Here is a 17,800-nt window from a genome sequence, read left to right as displayed (position 1 = left end):
ATACGCAGATGAACTACCGTATTTCAACCGAACCGGGCGCGAAACTGCGCATCGACAAATGGCTGTGGGCCGCGCGCTTCTTCAAGACGCGTTCGTTGGCCGCGGATGCGGTCGACAAGGGGCGGGTGCGCATCGGCGGCGCGGCCGTGAAGCCGGCCAAGGACGTGCGTGTCGGCGATCTGGTCGAAATCGAGATCGAGCGCTACGTGTGGCAGGTCGAGGTGCTGGGCGTATGCGACGTACGCGGCCCGGCGAGCGTGGCGCAGACGCTTTACGCGGAAACCTCGCAGAGCAAGGAGAAGCGGCAGGTCGAGCAGGAACGGCGCAAGGTGTATCACGAGCCGGCCGCCGCGCTGCACGGGCGACCGACCAAGCGCGACCGGCGCACTATCGACAGATTTTCGGGTGGGAACTAAAAAACTGCTCGACCGTCGCATGTGCGCCACCGTACTCGGTGGTGTGGTCGTTAACCGCGCCGGACATGCAGATTGTCGTGGTGCCCGCGATCAGTACCAGTGCGACCACCCCGATTGCAACGGTCAGTTTCACGGTACTCCCCTCGATGGGCTGAAACGGGCTATCGGAACGACTGTCAGGTGTCGGTAAGGCTTACGTCAAATTAGGGTTAACGTGCGTTGCCGCTCCATGACTGGAGAATAGGTCAGTTGCGGGCTGCACTCAATCCCTATCTGATTGCGCCACGTGAATGCTTGTTACGGCGCATTTCGCCTGCACGACGGTGGTGCGAAAAAACCTCCGAGCCGCTTGAAACGGCTATTTCAGACCCCATCTGGGGTCCGGTCTGGCGGATCGGCGCGAAGACACGTGCCGCGATTTTGCAAAGCACGAATCGTACGGTGTCGGAACGGCTTTTTCCGCCTTTGCTTTTACTTTTAACGACTTTCAGCGACATGGAAAACACGCAAGAGAACCCGACGAGCCAGAATCCCACGCCCGCCGACGAAGCCGCGCGCCAGGCCGCCGAGACGGCTGAGGCCGCTACTCAACAGCAGAACACCGGCGCCACCACTGAATCCGCCCAGGCAGCCGCCGAGCAGGCGCTGGCCGACGCTCAGGCGAAGATCGCCGAGTTGCAGGAAGACTTCCTGCGCGCGAAGGCCGAAACCGAAAACGTGCGCCGTCGCGCTCAGGAAGACGTCGCCAAGGCGCACAAGTTTGCGATCGAGAACTTCGCCGAGCATCTGCTGCCGGTGGTCGACAGTCTTGAGGCGGCCGTCGCCCATTCGTCCGACGACCTGCAGAAGGTCCGCGAAGGCGTCGAACTCACGCTGCGCCAGTTGAGCGGCGCGCTGGAGAAGGGCCGCGTCGTGGCCATCAATCCGGTCGGCGAGAAGTTCGACCCGCATCGCCATCAGGCCATTTCGATGGTGCCGGCCGACCAGGAGCCGAACACCGTCGTCGCGGTGCTGCAAAAGGGCTTCGTGATCGCGGATCGGGTGCTGCGTCCCGCGCTCGTGACCGTCGCGGCGCCGAAGTAAGCACGTCGACGGGCATCTCGGCGTCAGCGCCGGCGGCGTCTGCCTCGTCGCTTCGCATCGGCGCGCGCCGCGAAACATCCAGTCGATTCAGGCACTTCCGGCCGACCGCGCCGGGGCGCCGTGCAAGCTGACGGAGCGGGCTCGCAGCAAGGATTCACGAGCCCGCCCCGTGATTGAAAAAAATTAAAGACCGCATCGCAATAGAGGTCTTGAAAACGATGTGGCCGCACTTATTTTGAGTGCAGGTAGGAATTGAGAGCGGATCGTCCCGCCGCCAGATGGGCCAACCGGGCGCTTTCCGCAGCGATCAAAGTCAGGAGATTTGTAAAAATGGGCAAAATCATCGGCATCGACCTCGGCACGACCAACTCGTGCGTGGCGATCATGGAAGGCAACTCGGTCAAGGTCATCGAGAACTCGGAAGGCGCGCGCACCACGCCGTCGATCATCGCTTACATGGAAGACAGCGAGATCCTGGTCGGCGCGCCGGCCAAGCGTCAGTCGGTCACGAACCCGAAGAACACGCTGTTCGCGGTCAAGCGTCTGATCGGCCGCCGCTTCGAAGAGAAGGAAGTGCAGAAGGACATCGGCCTGATGCCCTACAAGATCATCAAGGCCGACAACGGCGACGCATGGATCGAAGTGCGCGACCAGAAGCTCGCGCCGCCGCAAATTTCCGCCGAAGTGCTGCGCAAGATGAAGAAGACCGCTGAGGACTACCTCGGCGAGACCGTCACGGAAGCCGTGATCACGGTGCCGGCGTACTTCAACGACAGCCAGCGTCAGGCGACCAAAGATGCAGGCCGCATCGCCGGTCTGGAAGTGAAGCGGATCATCAACGAACCGACCGCAGCCGCATTGGCATTCGGCCTGGACAAGGCTGAAAAGGGCGACCGCAAGATCGCGGTGTTCGACCTCGGCGGCGGCACGTTCGACATCTCGATCATCGAAATCGCGGACGTCGACGGTGAAATGCAGTTCGAAGTGCTGTCCACGAACGGCGACACGTTCCTCGGCGGTGAAGACTTCGATCAGCGCATCATCGACTACATCATCGGCGAGTTCAAGAAGGAACAGGGCGTCGATCTGTCGAAAGACGTGCTCGCGCTGCAGCGCCTGAAGGAATCGGCTGAAAAGGCGAAGATCGAGCTGTCGTCGAGCCAGCAGACTGAAATCAACCTGCCGTACATCACGGCCGACGCGTCGGGTCCGAAGCACCTGAACCTGAAGATCACGCGTGCGAAGCTGGAAGCGCTGGTTGAAGAACTGATCGAACGCACGATCGAGCCGTGCCGCGTGGCCATCAAGGACGCAGGCGTGAAGGTCGGCGAAATCGACGACGTGATCCTGGTCGGCGGTATGACCCGTATGCCGAAGGTGCAGGAAAAGGTGAAGGAGTTCTTCGGCAAGGACCCGCGCCGTGACGTGAACCCGGACGAAGCCGTGGCCGTTGGTGCCGCGATCCAGGGCCAGGTTCTGTCGGGCGACCGCAAGGACGTGTTGCTGCTCGACGTGACCCCGTTGTCGCTCGGCATCGAAACGCTCGGCGGCGTGATGACGAAGATGATCAACAAGAACACCACGATCCCGACCAAGCACGCACAGGTCTACTCGACGGCTGACGACAACCAGAGCGCCGTGACGATCAAGGTGTTCCAGGGCGAACGCGAAATGGCAGCGGGCAACAAGCTGCTCGGCGAGTTCAACCTCGAAGGCATTCCGCCGGCACCGCGCGGCGTGCCGCAGATCGAAGTGAGCTTCGACATCGACGCGAACGGCATTCTGCACGTCGGCGCGAAAGATAAGGCGACCGGCAAGGAAAACCGCATCACGATCAAGGCGAACTCGGGTCTGTCCGAAGCCGAAATCGAGAAGATGGTGAAGGATGCGGAAGCGAACGCGGAAGAAGATCACAAGCTGCGTGAGCTGGCCGACGCCCGCAACCAGGGTGACGCACTCGTCCACAGCACGAAGAAGGCGCTGACCGAGTACGGCGACAAGCTCGAAGCGGGTGAGAAGGAGAAGATCGAGGCCGCGTTGAAGGAACTCGAAGACACGCTGAAGAGCAGCTCGAGCGACAAGGCCGCGATCGAAGCGAAGATCGAAGCGGTGGCCACGGCCTCGCAGAAGATGGGCGAGAAGATGTACGCCGACATGCAGGCTGCGCAAGGTGCCGAAGCGGCAGCGGGCGCGGCGGGCGGTGCGGGTGCCGGTGCATCGGCGGGCGCGAGCCAGCAGGCCGACGACGTGGTCGACGCTGAGTTCAAGGAAGTGAAGAAGGACTAAAGCCAGGTCGGCATCCGACCGTAAAGCCGTGCACAGCAATGTGCACGGCCCGGCTGCACGAGATCGGCGCCCTTGGGGCGCCTTGAGTGCAAGAGCGGTTTTTCGCGCCTGGCGAGCCTTTTGGGCTCTCCGGGCACGTTCGTTTTATGGAGGGCGTTGTTTTGAACCGTGTCGAGACGCGGCGCAGACAGCGGCCGGACGAGTCGCAAGACTCCACAGCATTCACAAGGAGCTACCGCGTCGCTTTGCGCGGCGGCGTTGAACCGATATGGCGAAACGGGATTACTACGAGGTTCTGGGCGTCGCAAAGAACGCGAGCGACGACGAAATCAAGAAGGCTTATCGCAAGCTTGCGATGAAGCACCACCCCGACCGCAATCCGGGCAACAAGGATGCGGAAGAGCATTTCAAGGAGGTGAAGGAAGCCTATGAAATGCTGTCGGATTCGCAAAAGCGCGCCGCGTACGATCAGTACGGTCACGCGGGCGTCGATCCGAACATGGGTGGGGCCGGTGCGCAAGGTTTCGGCGGCTTTGCCGACGCATTCGGCGACATCTTCGGCGACATCTTCGGCCAGGCGGCCGGCGCCGGCGCACGCGGAGGCGGCCGCGCGGGCCCGCAGGTCTATCGCGGCGCCGATCTGCGCTACAGCATGGAAATCACGCTCGAGCAGGCCGCGCACGGCTACGACACGCAGATCCGCGTGCCGAGCTGGGTTTCGTGCGAAGTCTGTCATGGCTCGGGCGCGAAGCCGGGCACCAAGCCGGAAACCTGCCCGACCTGTAGCGGTTCGGGTTCGGTGCGCATGTCGCAGGGCTTCTTCAGCATCCAGCAGACTTGCCCGAAGTGCCACGGCAGCGGCACCTACATCCCCGATCCGTGCAACCACTGCCACGGCGCGGGCAAGGTGAAGGAAACCAAGACGCTCGAAGTGAAGATTCCGGCCGGTATCGACGACGGCATGCGCATCCGCTCGGCCGGCAACGGCGAGCCGGGCATCAACGGCGGACCGTCGGGCGATCTGTACGTCGAGATTCACATCAAGCAGCACTCGGTGTTCGAGCGTGACGGCGACGATCTGCATTGCCAGATGCCGATCCCGTTCACCACTGCGGCGCTTGGCGGCGATATCGAAGTGCCGACGCTCGCCGGCCGCGCGACCTTCACGGTGCCGGAAGGCACGCAGTCGGGCAAGACGTTCCGTTTGCGCGGCAAGGGCATCAAGGGCCTGCGTTCGAGCATCGCCGGCGATCTGTACGTGCATGTGCAGGTCGAAACGCCGGTCAAGCTCACCGAGGCGCAGCGCGATCTGCTCAAGCAGTTCGAAAAGGCGCTCGTGGAAGGCGGGGCGCGGCATAGTCCGCAGAGCAAGAGCTGGTTCGATCGGGTGAAGAGCTTTTTCGATTGATCTGATTTGGCGGTCAGTATGACGGTGGACAGTCGCGGCGCGGTGTTCGCGCTGCTTGACGATTGCGGTGCAACGGCGGCGCGTCCGTCGAGCCGCTTGTACACGGGTTTCGTGCGCGAGCGGCTCTGCACGGAGGCGGCGCAGCTCGAAGCGGTGTGCGACAGCGTCGCGGCCGATACCCGCAACGGCCTGCACGCCGTCGTGCTGGCCGACTATGAATTTGGCCGTGCGCTCGTCGGCATCGACAAGCTTCGGTCCACTGAAACGCAGCGTGGCAATGCCACGCTGCGTTTTTTATTGTTCGAACGCTGTGCGAAGCTTTCGCGCGACGAGGTCGACACGTGGCTGATGACGCGGGACAACGGTGCGCCGGAGCCGTCGGTCGCGGGCACGGCGAACGTGCGCGAAAGCGTCGATCGCGCCGAGTTCGATGCGTCGATCGACGCGATTCACGCTGCGCTGCGCGCGGGCGATTCCTATCAGGTCAACTACACGTACCGCCTCGGTTTCGACGTGTTCGGCTCGCCGCTCGCGTTCTATCGGCGTTTACGCGCGCGCCAGCCGGTGTCGTTCGGCGCGCTGATCGCATTGCCCGACGATGCGTGGGTGCTGTCGTGTTCGCCCGAACTGTTCGTCGAGAAGCACGGCCCGACGTTGCGCGCGCGGCCGATGAAGGGCACGGCGCCGCGCTCGCAAGATCCCGCCATCGACCGGGGCAACGCCGAGTTCCTCGCCACCGATCTGAAGAACCGCGCCGAGAACGTGATGATCGTCGATCTGTTGCGCAACGATCTGTCGCGGGTCGCGCGGATCGGCTCGGTCAACGTGCCGGCGCTTTTTACGGTCGAACCGTATGCGTCGGTGTGGCAGATGACGTCGACCGTGGAGGCGACGTTGCTCGACGGCACCTCGTTCGCGACGATCCTGCGCGCGCTCTTTCCCTGCGGTTCGATTACCGGTGCGCCGAAGCATCGCACGATGCAGCTGATCGACGAACTGGAAAGCACGCCGCGCGGACTTTATACCGGCGCGATCGGCTGGCTCGATGCGCCGGGCGATGATCACGATTGCGGCGACTTCTGCATGTCGGTCGCGATCCGCACGCTGACATTGACTGGGTCGGCGGCGCAAGCGGGCGGCACCGACGGTCTGCGCGGCAGCATGGGCATCGGCGCGGGCATCGTGCTCGACAGCGTGGCCGCCGACGAGCATGAGGAGTGTCGATTGAAAGCACGTTTTCTGACCGGCGCCGAGCCCGGCTTCGAACTGTTTGAAACGATGTACGCGACGCGGGAAGACGGCGTGCGGCATCTGGAGCGGCATGTGCGGCGCTTGTCGTCGAGCGCCGCGACACTTGGCTTCGGGTTCGACGAAGCGCGCATTCGCGAGGAGATTTCCGCGCGATGCGCCGCGCTGCCGGCGCAGACGCCGCATCGTATGCGGCTTGCGTTGAGCAAGACCGGCGCGACGCAGATCACCGCCGCGATACTTACGCCGTTGGCGGACGCAATCGTTGGGGTTCTGCTGGGCCCAGAAGCGCAGTTCGCGCCGACCCAGGCCGCCGATCCGCTGCTGCGCCACAAGACCACCCGCCGCGCCGACTACGACCGCGGCTGGCGCGAAGCCGAGGCGAAGGGCGCCTTCGATATGCTGTTCTTCAACGAACGGGGCGAACTGACCGAGGGCGGCAGGTCGAACGTGTTCGTGAAGCTCGCGGGACGATGGTGGACCCCGCCGCTCGCGTCGGGCGTGCTGCCTGGCGTGATGCGAAGCGTATTGCTCGACGGGGCGTCGGACTTGCAGGCGGGTGAAAAAGTGCTGACGCAGGAGGATGTGCTGAACGCCGAAGCACTGCTGGTGTGCAACGCGTTGCGCGGCGCGATCCCCGCACGGGTTGTTGCTTAGAGCGCTGAGACAAACGGGAATGCCGCGCGCCCGCGCGGCAAACATACATCAGAACGTGTGCTCGGCGCCCGGGAACGAGCCGTCCTTCACTGCCCGCACATAGGCCTCGACGGCCGCCTGAATGTTCGGCTGTCCCTGCATGAAATCTTTGACGAAGCGCGGACGCTTGCCGGGGAAAATCCCGAGCATGTCGTGCAGCACGAGCACCTGACCCGAGCAGTCGAGGCCCGCGCCGATCCCGATCGTCGGAATGCGCAATTGCCTCGTGACCTCGCCCGCGAGTTGAGCGGGGATTGCTTCCATCAACAATGTTTGCGCGCCGGCGGCCTGCATCGCGAGCGAATCGCGCAGCAGCTGGCTCGCACCCGCTTCAGTCTTGCCCTGCACCTTGAAGCCGCCGAACGCATGCACCGACTGCGGCGTCAGACCTACGTGCGCGCACACCGGAACCGAGCGCTCGACCAGGAACCGCACCGTATCCGCGAGCCATTCGCCGCCTTCGAGCTTGACCATCTGCGCGCCCGCGCGCATCAGTTCGACCGAACTCCTGAACGCGTCTTCGCGCGTGCCGTACGTGCCGAACGGCAGGTCCGCCATGATCAGCGCCGACGGCCGCGCGCGCGACACGCTCGCCGTGTGATACGCGATGTCCGCCAGCGTCACGGGCAGCGTAGTCGCCTGACCTTGCAGCACGTTGCCGAGCGAGTCGCCGATCAGAAGTACGTCGACGCCGGCGCGATCGAGCAGCGCGGCGAAGCTTGCGTCGTAGCAGGTGAGCATCGCGATCTTTTCGCCGGCGTCGCGCATTGCCTGCAGTTTCGGCACGGTGATCGCGCTCCGGCTCGCTTCCTGCAAATAAGTCATGGTCAATCCAGTGAGAAAAATGAACTAGCCGCGCCGCTTACAGCGACGTGGCTTTGACAAAGAATTCCTTGCGGCCGCGCATCGTCTCGATGCGTTCGGCGAGCAGCGCAAGGTCCGCGTCGGAGTCGAGCGGATTCAGGTGTTCGGCGTTGACCGTCAGCACGGGAGTGCGGTCGTAGTGGTAGAAGAATTCGTTGTATGCGTCGCAGAGTGCGCGCAGATCCGCATCGGAAATCTGCAGCTCCATCGGCACCGCGCGCTTCTGGATGCGCGCGAACAGCACCTCGGGACTCGCCTGCAGATAAACGACGAAGTCCGGCTCCGGCGCCTTGACGTCGAGCCGCGCGGCAAGCGCGCGGTACAGTTGCCACTCGTCTTCCTGCAAGGTCAGACGCGCGAAGATGTCGTTTCGCTGCGTGATGAAGTCGGCGATCAGCGGCGTGCCACTCGCCTGCGCGGCGCTCACTTCCTGCGCCTGCTGCGCGCGTTGCAGCGCGAAGTGCAACTGCACCGGCAGCGCATAGCGCGCGGTGTCGCGGTAGAAGCGTTCAAGAAACGGATTGTCCTGCGAGCGCTCGAACAGTTCGTGCATCGACCAGCGTTGCGCGAGGCGCCGCGCGAGTGAGGTCTTGCCGACGCCGATCGGCCCCTCGATCGCGATATAGCCGAACGGCGGGCGCAGCTGCGGCGCGGTGACCGTGAGCGGCGGCGAACTCATTCGCAGCGGCCTTTCTCGGCGGAATTACCGGCGAGTGCATTGAGCATCGGACACTGGCAGGGCCCCTTCACCTTCTCGATGCGCTGATCGCTGACGCTATCGAGCAGCGCGGCGGCCCTGCCATGTTGCGGAATCACGATCGCCGCGTCGATCTCGACCAGCGGCACCAGCGCAAACGCGCGCTCGACGAGGCGTGGATGCGGCACGATCAGATCGGCTTCGTCGATCGATTGATCGCCATACAGCAGGATGTCGAGATCGAGCGTGCGCGGCGCATTGCGGAACGGCCGCTCACGGCCAAAATGATGCTCGATCTTGTGACACAGCGCGAGCAGATGCCGCACGGGGAGCGTCGTTTCCAGCTTCACGACGCAATTGAAATAGTCGTCGCCGCCCGCGTCGATCGGGGCGGTGCGATATAGGCTCGATTTGGCGAGCACGGTGATGGTGTGCTGTTGTGCGAGGCACACCACCGCGTCTTTCAGGGTCTGGCGCGCGTCCCCGAGATTCGCGCCGAGGCCAAGATAAGCAACCGTCATGGCATAACTTCCTGCAACTATCGTTTCGACGGCTCTTCCGCGAACGCCGCGTCAGTCTTCGTGCGAGCCTTCGCGGCCCGCGTCGTTGTCCGTGCGTTCGGCGGACGAGCCGCCCTCCACCCCGTCACCTGATTTGCGGTTTCTGGCGCCACCGCGCCGCCGTCGTTTTCTGGGGCTCCGGTCTTTCCCGCCTTGCGTGAGCAATGCCTCGCGCGCGGCAGCGTCTCCTTCGATGAACTCCGTCCACCACGCACCGACCGACTCGTCGAGTTCGCCCGATGCGCAGCGCAACAGGAGGAAATCATACCCCGCTCTAAATCTTTGGTGTTCCAGCAGCTTCAGCGCGCTGCGGCCCGAGCGCTTTTCGAGGCGCAACTGCAGACCCCAGATCTCGCGCATGTCGGCCGAGAAGCGCTTGTGGATCGCGAGCTTTTCGGTCTGCATGTCGAGCACTTCGTCCATCGCGCGATGCAGCGCCGGCACCGGATACTCGCCTTCCGCCTCGAACTTCTGCCAGCGCTGCTGCACGTCGTGCCACAACAGCGTCGCGAACAGGAAGCCCGGCGACACCGGCTTGCCGGCCAGCACGCGTGTATCTGTATTAGAGAGTGCCAGAGAAATGAATTTCTCGCCGGTCGGCTGCTCGAGCACCACGTCGAGCAGCGGCAGCAGCCCGTGATGCAGGCCTTCTTGGCGCAGCCGCTTCAGGCACGCGAGTGCGTGACCCGACAGCATCAGCTTCAGCATTTCGTCGAACAGACGCGCGGCGGGCACGTTGTTGATCAGATCGGCCATCTTCTCGATCGGCGCGCGCGTGGCGTCGTCGATCTCGAAGTCGAGCTTGGCGGCGAAGCGCACGACGCGCAGCATGCGCACCGGGTCCTCACGATAACGCGTGGCCGGGTCGCCGATCATGCGCAGCAGGCGCGTGCGCATGTCGGCCATGCCGTTGTGGTAGTCCAGCACGGTCTGCGTTGCCGGATCGTAGTACATCGCGTTGATCGTGAAGTCGCGGCGCGTGGCGTCCTCGTGCTGTTCACCCCACACGTTGTCGCGCAGCACGCGGCCGCTCGCGTCGACCGCGTGAGTGCGGCGGTCGAGCTCGTCGCGCTTCAGACGCTTCGGCGGCGGCGCGTCGGCCGCGGGCGGATCGACCAGCGCGCGGAACGTCGAGGTCTCGATGATTTCCTGGCCGAACTGCACGTGCACGATCTGGAAGCGCCGGCCGATGATGCGTGCTCTGCGGAACAGCTTCTGCACCTGTTCGGGCGTCGCGTCGGTCGCGACGTCGAAGTCTTTCGGCTTCACGCCGAGCAGCAGGTCGCGCACCGCGCCGCCGACGATGAACGCGCGGAAGCCCGCCTGTTGCAGGCCCTCGGTCACGCGGATCGCATTGCGCGAGATCAGCGTGGGGTCGATGCCGTGCACGTCGTGCGGAATGATGACGGGGACGTCCGGTTCGCGCGGCGCCTGTGCGGCGGCAGCGGCGGTCGATTTGCGACGCGGCCGCGCGGCCGTGCCGGATACGGTCGCGCCGGAAGCGGACTTGCCGCGCGCCGGCGGCTTGTCGTTGGCGTTGTCGTCGACGCTGGCGGCGGAGAGCGTGTCGTCAGCGCTCGCCGTGTCCTGGCCGAATAGCTTGCGGATGAGTTTCTTGATCACGAGGGTTGGAAGAGTTCGAGGATGCGCCAGCCTTTGGCCTGCGCATGGGCGCGCAACGTGTCGTCCGGATTGGTCGCGATGGGATCGGTGACTTTTTCGAGCAGCGGGATGTCGTTGTGCGAATCGCTATAGAAATAGCTGTGCTCGAAGTCGCTCCACGTCTTTCCGAGCGACGCGAGCCACATTTCGGTGCGCACGATCTTGCCTTCCTTGTAGCTCGGCGTGCCGGTCGGGCGGCCGGTATAAGCGCCGTGCAGATCGCCGCCGACGGTCTCCGCCTCGCACGCGATCAGCGTGTCGACGCCGAATGCCTGGGCGATCGGCCGCGTGATGAATTCGTTGGTCGCCGTGACGACGCAGCACAGGTCGCCCGCTTCGCGATGCTGTTTGACGAGCTCGATCGCCACCGGCTGGATGGCGGGCGTAATGACCTCGTGCATGTACTGCGCGTGAAAGTCCGCGAGCTGCGCGCGCGTGTACTTCGCGAGCGGCGTCAGCATGGCGATCAGATAAGCGTGAATGTCGAGCTTGCCGGCCTTGTAGTCGGCGTAGAAGCGGTCGTTTTCACGGGCGAAATTTTCGGCGTCGACCATACCTTTTTTCACCATGAAGCGGCCCCATTCGTGGTCGCTGTCCGTGGGAATGAGCGTGTGGTCGAGATCGAAGAGTGCAAGATTAGCCATGGGGGCCTATTTTACTTGAAGCCGGAAGAGCGGCGTGTGAACCCGGCGTGGTGGCGGGATCGGGCGAGGCGAGCATCGTGCGCAACAGCGGCAGCGTGACCGCGCGTTTCTGTTCGAGCGAGAAGCGGTCGAGCGCGTCGAGCAGCGCCATCAGGCTCGGCATGTCGCGGCGAAAATGCGTGAGCAGGTAGGCCGGCACGTCGTCGGCGAGCATGATGCCGCGCTCGCGCGCCGCGCGTTTCAGCACCGCGGCCTTCGCGTCGTCGGGCAGCGGCGCGAGATGAAACACCAGACCCCAGCCGAGGCGGGTGCGCAAATCCTCGCGCACCGTCATGGCGATCGGCGCCGCGTTGCCTGCGGCGACGAGCGCGCTGGTCGGATGCGCGCGCACCTCGTTGAACAGGTTGAACACGGCGATCTGCTGCGCGGCCGACAGCGCGTCGCAGTCGTCGATCGCATAGAGCGCGACGCGCGGATCGAAGCCGAAGGCGGCGAGGCTGCTTTGCGGACCGGCGAAACGCGCATGTCCCGGCGGCGCTTCGTGCACGAGCGCCTGCAGCAGATGCGTGCGGCCGCTGCCGGCTTCGCCCCAGATGTAGAAGGTGCGATCGGCGACCGGTCCGGAGGCGAGCGCGTCGTCGAGCTCACGCAGGCGCGTGACCAGCTCGGCGTTCGCGCCGGCGAAGAAATTGTCGAATGTCGATGGCGGCGGGGTGCCGAGATCGAGCGTCAGTTGACGAAGCACAGTAGGGTTAATGCCGAAAATGAGGCTCGCGCCGCGAGTGGCCCGGACCTCGGGGCCTGGAACGTTGCCAGGCGCTTAGTTGTCGTGAAGCGTGCTCGCTGGGTCGTGAGGCCGAGCGTCGCGATGGGCGGCGGACGGAATTGCGCGGGTCGGCGGCGCCGGAATCGGAGTGTCGTGTAGCAAAGTCGTTTCCAGGATTTCGTCGGAACGCGCGAATTCCAGCCAGGCGGCCAGCATCGGGTAAAATCGCATTTTACCGACCTTCGAGCTTTTCCCCATGAATCAACCGAAATCCGCTCCTGACGCCCAAGGTTTGTCGTATCGCGACGCCGGCGTGGACATCGATGCGGGCGACGCCCTCGTCGATGCCATCAAGCCCTTTGCCAAGAAGACCCTGCGCGACGGCGTGCTGGGCGGCATCGGCGGATTCGGCGCGCTGTTCGAAGTGCCGAAGAAGTACAAGGAGCCGGTGCTCGTGTCCGGCACCGACGGCGTCGGCACCAAGCTGCGTCTCGCGTTCCAGCTGAACAAGCACGACACGGTCGGCCAGGATCTCGTCGCGATGAGCGTCAACGACATCCTCGTGCAGGGCGCCGAGCCGCTGTTCTTCCTCGACTATTTCGCCTGCGGCAAGCTCGATGTCGGCACGGCGGCGACCGTCGTGAAGGGCATTGCGCAAGGCTGCGAGCTGTCGGGCTGCGCGCTGATCGGCGGCGAAACCGCGGAAATGCCGGGCATGTATCCGGACGGCGAATACGATCTGGCCGGTTTCGCGGTCGGCGCGGTGGAAAAGAGCAAGATCATCGACGGCAGCAAGATCGCTCCCGGCGACGTGGTGCTCGGGCTCGCGTCGAGCGGCATCCATTCGAACGGCTTTTCGCTGGTGCGCAAGATCATCGAGCGCGCCAATCCCGATCTGAACGCGGACTTCGACGGCCGCCCGCTCGCCGACGCGCTGATGGCGCCGACGCGCATCTACGTGAAGCCGTTGCTCGCGCTGATGCAGCAGCTCGAGGTGAAGGGTATGGCGCACATCACCGGCGGCGGCCTGGTCGAGAACATTCCGCGCGTGCTGCGCGAGGGTCTGACGGCCGAGCTCGATCATCGCGCGTGGCCGCTGCCGCCGCTGTTCTCGTGGCTGCAGAAGCACGGCGGCGTCGCCGATGCGGAAATGCACCGCGTGTTCAACTGCGGTATCGGTATGGCGGTGATCGTGTCGGCCGCGGATGCCCAGGCGGCAATCGGTCAGCTGTCCGCGGCGGGCGAGCAGGTCTGGAAGATCGGCACGGTCCGTGAGAGCGCGGCGGGTGAAGCGCAGACGGTCGTGGTCTAACGATTGACGAGGGTTCGCGTGGCGTGCAGCAACGGCGCGCCACGAGGGCTTCGAATCCTGTGCTTTACATTTCCCGCTTCAAATCCCCGCTTCAAATCCCCGCTTCAGATCCCTCCGATTCCCTCACTTCGATCGTCGTCTCGAACCAGCGTCTCGATCAGCTCCACCACCCGCGCCGTCGCGTGCGGATCGCAGCAATCCACCACCTGTCTCTCCGGCATGCTGCGCAGCCACGTGAGCTGCCGCTTGCAGAGTTGCCGCGTCGCGAAGATGCCCTTGTCGCGCATGGTCCGATAATCGACCGCGCCATCGAGGTATTCCCACACCTGCCGATAGCCGACGCAGCGCATCGACGACATCTCTGGCAGCAGGTCGCCGCGCGCGCGCAGCTTCACCACTTCATCGATGAACCCATGTGCGAGCATCGCATCGAAGCGCTGCTCGATGCGCGAGTGCAGCACGCCACGCTCGGACGGCTCCAGCGCGACCGGCACGAAGCGCCATGCCGACGCGGCGTCGTCGGTGCGCGCGGGCGCGGCGAGCAGCGCCGACATCGGCTGGCCGGTCAGCATGAACACTTCCAGCGCGCGCTGGATGCGCTGCGAATCGTTCGGCGCGAGACGCGCGGCCGTGACCGGATCGAGCGCGGCGAGTCGTGCGTGAAGCGCCGGCCAGCCGTCGCGGGCGGCATCGGCGTCGAGCGTCGCGCGTAGTTCGGCATCGGCGCCGGGCAGATCGTTGAGTCCCTGCGTGAGCGCCTTGTAGTACAGCATCGTCCCGCCGACCAGCAGCGGCAGCCGCCCGCGCGCATGAATTTCATCGACGAGCCGCAGCGTATCGGCGCGAAACTGTGCGGCCGAGTACGAGTCGGCCGGATCGACGATATCGATCAGATGATGCGGCGCGACCGCGCGTTCTTCCGCGGTCGGCTTCGCGGTGCCGATGTCCATCTCGCGATAGACGAGCGCAGAGTCGACGCTGATGATTTCGACTGGCCGCCGCGCGGCGAGCGCGAGCGCGGCGGCGGTCTTGCCGGACGCGGTCGGGCCGAGCAGGCACGGGATCAGGGTAGGGCGTGACGTCATGGGCAAGCGGGCGCGCAGCGCGGGCGGTGTGATCGAACGCGGCGCGTTACTGGCCGCGCATGAACAGCCGATCGAGATCGGCCAGCGTCAGCTGATACCAGGTCGGACGCCCGTGGTTGCACTGGTCGGCGCGCTCGGTCGCTTCCATCTGGCGCAACAGCGCATTCATTTCGTCGAGCGTCAGACGCCGGTTCGCGCGCACCGCGTGATGGCACGCGAGCGTGCCGAGCAGTTCGTGCTGACGCTCGGTCAGCACCCGCGAGCCGCCGAACGCGTGCAGGTCGGACAGCACCGCGCGCGCGAGCGCTTGCAGATCCGCGTCCTTCAGCAACGCGGGGACTGCGCGGATCGCGAGCGTGGTCGGCGACAGCACCGCGAGGTCGAAGCCGAGCGCATCGAGCGTATCGCGCTCTTCCTCGACCGTGCCGATTTCGACCGGATCGGCCTGCATCGTCTGCGGAATCAACAGCGGCTGCACGGCGATCGCGCGGTCGGCAAGCGCGTTCTTGAACTGCTCGTACAGGATGCGCTCGTGCGCGGCATGCATGTCGACGATCACGAGCCCGTGGCGGTTCTGCGCGAGCACGTAGATGCCGTGGATCTGGCCGAGCGCGAAGCCGAGCGGCTGATCGTCGGTGGCATCGAATGCGGGGGAAGCCGAGCGCGACGCGAACGGTGGTGCGTCGTACGGCGACGTCGTTTCGCTCGCCGAGTCACGTGCTTCGAGCAGCGACGCGCCCTCGACCCGGCCCGCGAGCGGATCCTTGCGGCCGAACAGCGCGTCGTAACCGGCGAGCGGTTGCGCGACCGGCAGTGTGCCCTGCGTCATGCGCGCCTGGCGCATCCACGTGTTGCCGGGCCGCGAGGCGCCGAAGCTGCTGAACCCGTTGCCGCCGCCAAAGCTGCCACGGCTTCCGGCGTCGAAGCCCGCGCCGCTCGAAACACCGGCGCCCGCGCCAATGCCGTCGCCTGCGCCGCTGCTGCCACCCAGCGGCGTCGAGCCAAACGAAGCCGGTCCACCGGCCGACGGCTCCAGGTGCGCCGCATGCCCGCCAGCCGTCGTTTCCGGCGACGCGCCCGCGTGCCGCGCGAGCGCGCGCTGCACCGCATGGAACACGAACTGGTGGATCGAGCGCGAATCGCGGAAACGCACCTCGATTTTCGACGGATGCACGTTCACGTCGACGCCCTCTGGCGGCAAATCGAGGAACAGCACGTACGACGGATAACGCTCACCGTGCAGCACGTCTTCATACGCGGCGCGTACCGCGTGCGTAAGCAGCTTATCCCGCACGAAGCGGCCGTTGACGAAGAAATACTGTTGATCGGCGCGGCCGCGGCTTGCGGTCGGCAGACCGGCGCAGCCGTAGATTGCGAGCGGGCCGGCGGATTCGTCGAGCGGTAAATGGGCGGTCGCGAACGTGTCGCCGAGAATCTTCGCGACGCGCGCGGGCGGCTCGCTCGCGTTCCAGTGTTCGACGGCCTTGCCGTTGTGCAGCACGGAGATCGCGACGTCCGGCCGCGCGAGAGCGGCGCGGCGGATCTGTTCGAGACAGTGGCCGAGTTCGGTCTGTTCGCTCTTCAGGAATTTGCGGCGCGCGGGCGTGTTGAAGTACAGCTCGCGGACTTCGATCGTCGTGCCTTGCGTGCCGGCAGCGGGGCTCAGCACGCCGGTCTCCGCATCGATGCGTACCGCGTGCGGCACGTCGGCCGTGCGGCTCGTGATGCTCATCTGCGCGACCGACGCAATCGACGCCAGCGCTTCACCGCGAAACCCGAGCGTCGCGACCGCTTCGAGCTCGGCAAGCGAGCGGATCTTGCTGGTCGCATGGCGCGTCAGTGCGAGTACGAGTTCGTTCTCGGGGATGCCGCAGCCGTCGTCGGTGATCGAGATGCGTTTGACGCCGCCTTCGTCCAGCAGGATGCGCAGCGTCTGCGCGCCCGCGTCGAGCGCATTCTCGAGCAACTCCTTGACCACCGACGCCGGCCGCTCGACCACTTCGCCGGCGGCGATCTGGCTGATCAGCTGATCGGGGAGCGGCTGGATCGCGCGCAGCGGACGCGGCGCGGGCGCCGCGCGGGAGCCGTCGGAGGGTGCGGCCGCGGCCGCGGTGCCCGCAGGCGTTTCGGAGAATTCGGACATGGCGAAATTATAGCGACTCGGCGCACGCCGCCCGTGCCGGCGCCCGACCCGCAGTTTTTTAATCGAACCGAGGCACTTTCTGTATCATGTCGCGGTCAATTCGCAGCGGTCGGCCCGCCGCTTGCTGCCCCTGTTATTGGGTCGCGCGACGGCCGTTTCTCCTCTACGCAAACACTGGTTTATAAGGACATTCCTTGGATACGTTGCTCCATTTCGCCAACCTTGTCCTACACATCGACAAGTTCCTCGGGGACTTCATCCAGGTGTATGGCACTTGGGTCTACGCGGTGCTATTCGCAATCGTGTTCGCAGAAACCGGACTCGTGGTTCTGCCATTTCTGCCAGGCGACTCGCTACTGTTCATCGGCGGCGCGTTCTGCGCGGCCGGGCAGATGCATCTCGGGCTGCTGATCCTGCTGCTGCTGGTGGCGGCAATCGGCGGCAATACGACCAACTATCTGATCGGCCGTGCGATCGGACCGCGCGTGTTCAATTCGCATATTCCGGTGCTCGAGCGTTTTCTCGATCGTGCCGCGCTGCAAAAGACTCACGATTTCTATGAGAAACACGGCGGCAAGACGATCGTGCTCGCGCGTTTCATCCCGGTCGTGCGGACCTTTGCGCCGTTCGTCGCGGGTGCGTCGTCGATGACGTGGAGCCGCTTCCAGATGTTCAATGTCGTCGGCGCGCTGTCGTGGGTGCTGCTGCTCGTGCTGCTCGGCTATTTCTTCGGCAACATTCCGTTCATCCGTCAGTATCTGAACGTGATCGTGCTGGTCGGTATCGGCGCGGCAATCGTGCCGGTCGTGCTCGCCGCGTTGTGGAAGATGCTGCGCAAGAATGGCGCGAACGCGAGTACGCGTTGACGAGCTGTTGCCAGGTTTATTTCAGGCCTTGAAAACCGGAAGGCGTCGCGAATCTCGCGACGCC

Annotated in this window: 16 protein-coding genes; 7 read left to right on the top strand and 9 right to left on the bottom strand. The window is 64.9% G+C overall.

All coding sequences use genetic code 11. The features are described 5' to 3' along the window. Positions 1–8: 8 nt before the first annotated feature. Complete coding sequence (locus QFZ94_RS27745; protein WP_368585449.1) at positions 9–416, top strand: RNA-binding S4 domain-containing protein; 408 nt, start codon at positions 9–11, stop codon at positions 414–416. Here QFZ94_RS27745 and QFZ94_RS27740 read toward each other — a convergent pair. Then, positions 388–549, bottom strand: a complete 162-nt coding sequence (locus tag QFZ94_RS27740; RefSeq protein WP_176109498.1) for a hypothetical protein — start codon at positions 547–549, stop codon at positions 388–390. The genes QFZ94_RS27745 and QFZ94_RS27740 overlap by 29 nt on opposite strands. Positions 550–911: 362 nt before the next feature. On the opposite strand from QFZ94_RS27740, the gene grpE reads away from it, so the two are divergent. From grpE to pabB, 4 genes are all read left to right on the top strand, one after another. Further along, positions 912–1,499: a nucleotide exchange factor GrpE gene (gene grpE / locus QFZ94_RS27735; RefSeq protein WP_368585430.1), complete on the top strand. Its 588-nt coding sequence runs from the start codon at positions 912–914 to the stop codon at positions 1,497–1,499. Between the two features lie 330 nt (positions 1,500–1,829). Beyond that, complete coding sequence (gene dnaK / locus QFZ94_RS27730; protein WP_176109496.1) at positions 1,830–3,785, top strand: molecular chaperone DnaK; 1,956 nt, start codon at positions 1,830–1,832, stop codon at positions 3,783–3,785. A 268-nt stretch (positions 3,786–4,053) separates the two neighbouring features. Continuing rightward, positions 4,054–5,193: a molecular chaperone DnaJ gene (gene dnaJ / locus QFZ94_RS27725; RefSeq protein WP_018431876.1), complete on the top strand. Its 1,140-nt coding sequence runs from the start codon at positions 4,054–4,056 to the stop codon at positions 5,191–5,193. A gap of 18 nt (positions 5,194–5,211) precedes the next feature. Further along, on the top strand, positions 5,212–7,098 hold the full coding sequence (pabB, locus tag QFZ94_RS27720) for an aminodeoxychorismate synthase component I (protein ID WP_429460850.1): 1,887 nt from the start codon (positions 5,212–5,214) through the stop codon (positions 7,096–7,098). Positions 7,099–7,146: 48 nt separating this feature from the next. Here the strand turns inward: pabB and panB are convergent, their stop codons facing one another. Genes panB through hda form a run of 6 tightly spaced genes read right to left on the bottom strand, consistent with a single transcriptional unit; the run spans position 7,147 to position 12,309 of the window. Beyond that, a complete protein-coding gene (gene panB, locus QFZ94_RS27715) occupies positions 7,147–7,962 on the bottom strand; it encodes a 3-methyl-2-oxobutanoate hydroxymethyltransferase (protein WP_368585428.1) in 816 nt (271 codons plus the stop codon). A 37-nt stretch (positions 7,963–7,999) separates the two neighbouring features. Beyond that, positions 8,000–8,680 (bottom strand): deoxynucleoside kinase, encoded by a 681-nt coding sequence (locus tag QFZ94_RS27710; RefSeq protein ID WP_429460848.1) that lies wholly within the window; start codon positions 8,678–8,680, stop codon positions 8,000–8,002. Then, entirely contained in the window at positions 8,677–9,219 is a 543-nt protein-coding gene (gene folK, locus QFZ94_RS27705) for a 2-amino-4-hydroxy-6-hydroxymethyldihydropteridine diphosphokinase (RefSeq protein ID WP_410848106.1), read from the bottom strand. Before folK ends, QFZ94_RS27710 begins: the two co-directional genes overlap by 4 nt. A 51-nt stretch (positions 9,220–9,270) precedes the next feature. Further along, on the bottom strand, positions 9,271–10,881 hold the full coding sequence (pcnB, locus tag QFZ94_RS27700) for a polynucleotide adenylyltransferase PcnB (protein ID WP_368585425.1): 1,611 nt from the start codon (positions 10,879–10,881) through the stop codon (positions 9,271–9,273). Further along, on the bottom strand, positions 10,878–11,564 hold the full coding sequence (locus QFZ94_RS27695; protein ID WP_429460845.1) for an HAD family hydrolase: 687 nt from the start codon (positions 11,562–11,564) through the stop codon (positions 10,878–10,880). The genes pcnB and QFZ94_RS27695 overlap by 4 nt, the downstream gene beginning before the upstream one ends. Next, positions 11,557–12,309: a DnaA regulatory inactivator Hda gene (gene hda / locus QFZ94_RS27690; RefSeq protein ID WP_368585424.1), complete on the bottom strand. Its 753-nt coding sequence runs from the start codon at positions 12,307–12,309 to the stop codon at positions 11,557–11,559. Before hda ends, QFZ94_RS27695 begins: the two co-directional genes overlap by 8 nt. A gap of 277 nt (positions 12,310–12,586) precedes the next feature. On the opposite strand from hda, the gene purM reads away from it, so the two are divergent. Beyond that, the gene (gene purM / locus QFZ94_RS27685) at positions 12,587–13,642 is read left to right on the top strand and encodes a phosphoribosylformylglycinamidine cyclo-ligase (RefSeq protein ID WP_410848104.1); all 1,056 of its coding nucleotides are present in this window, start codon (positions 12,587–12,589) and stop codon (positions 13,640–13,642) included. Positions 13,643–13,746: 104 nt separating this feature from the next. Here purM and miaA read toward each other — a convergent pair whose 3' ends face one another. Both miaA and mutL read right to left on the bottom strand, forming a co-directional pair. Further along, positions 13,747–14,727, bottom strand: coding sequence for a tRNA (adenosine(37)-N6)-dimethylallyltransferase MiaA (miaA, locus tag QFZ94_RS27680; RefSeq protein ID WP_429460842.1), 981 nt, complete (start codon positions 14,725–14,727; stop codon positions 13,747–13,749). A gap of 46 nt (positions 14,728–14,773) precedes the next feature. Then, on the bottom strand, positions 14,774–16,870 hold the full coding sequence (gene mutL / locus QFZ94_RS27675) for a DNA mismatch repair endonuclease MutL (protein WP_429460838.1): 2,097 nt from the start codon (positions 16,868–16,870) through the stop codon (positions 14,774–14,776). Positions 16,871–17,064: 194 nt separating this feature from the next. Between mutL and QFZ94_RS27670 the strand changes: the two genes are divergently transcribed. After that, positions 17,065–17,736, top strand: a complete 672-nt coding sequence (locus tag QFZ94_RS27670; RefSeq protein WP_176109485.1) for a VTT domain-containing protein — start codon at positions 17,065–17,067, stop codon at positions 17,734–17,736. The last annotated feature ends 64 nt before the right edge of the window (positions 17,737–17,800 follow it).

The sequence above is a fragment of the Paraburkholderia sp. JPY465 genome, from assembly GCF_050436725.1.
Taxonomy (GTDB): Bacteria; Pseudomonadota; Gammaproteobacteria; order Burkholderiales; family Burkholderiaceae; genus Paraburkholderia; species Paraburkholderia youngii.
The sequence above is the reverse complement of the archived record's forward strand: the minus strand, read 5'-3'. Positions and strand labels throughout refer to the sequence as shown.

What these genes read in the sequence shown, in the direction of transcription:
- QFZ94_RS27695 (WP_429460845.1), bottom strand. Translation starts at nt 11,564, where the DNA reads ATGGCTAATCTTGCACTCTTCGATCTCGACCACACGCTCATTCCCACG.
- dnaK (WP_176109496.1), top strand. Translation starts at nt 1,830, where the DNA reads ATGGGCAAAATCATCGGCATCGACCTCGGCACGACCAACTCGTGCGTG.
- purM (WP_410848104.1), top strand. Translation starts at nt 12,587, where the DNA reads ATGAATCAACCGAAATCCGCTCCTGACGCCCAAGGTTTGTCGTATCGC.
- panB (WP_368585428.1), bottom strand. Translation starts at nt 7,962, where the DNA reads ATGACTTATTTGCAGGAAGCGAGCCGGAGCGCGATCACCGTGCCGAAA.
- dnaJ (WP_018431876.1), top strand. Translation starts at nt 4,054, where the DNA reads ATGGCGAAACGGGATTACTACGAGGTTCTGGGCGTCGCAAAGAACGCG.
- pabB (WP_429460850.1), top strand. Translation starts at nt 5,212, where the DNA reads ATGACGGTGGACAGTCGCGGCGCGGTGTTCGCGCTGCTTGACGATTGC.
- QFZ94_RS27745 (WP_368585449.1), top strand. Translation starts at nt 9, where the DNA reads ATGAACTACCGTATTTCAACCGAACCGGGCGCGAAACTGCGCATCGAC.
- miaA (WP_429460842.1), bottom strand. Translation starts at nt 14,727, where the DNA reads ATGACGTCACGCCCTACCCTGATCCCGTGCCTGCTCGGCCCGACCGCG.
- mutL (WP_429460838.1), bottom strand. Translation starts at nt 16,870, where the DNA reads ATGTCCGAATTCTCCGAAACGCCTGCGGGCACCGCGGCCGCGGCCGCA.
- QFZ94_RS27710 (WP_429460848.1), bottom strand. Translation starts at nt 8,680, where the DNA reads ATGAGTTCGCCGCCGCTCACGGTCACCGCGCCGCAGCTGCGCCCGCCG.
- grpE (WP_368585430.1), top strand. Translation starts at nt 912, where the DNA reads ATGGAAAACACGCAAGAGAACCCGACGAGCCAGAATCCCACGCCCGCC.
- folK (WP_410848106.1), bottom strand. Translation starts at nt 9,219, where the DNA reads ATGACGGTTGCTTATCTTGGCCTCGGCGCGAATCTCGGGGACGCGCGC.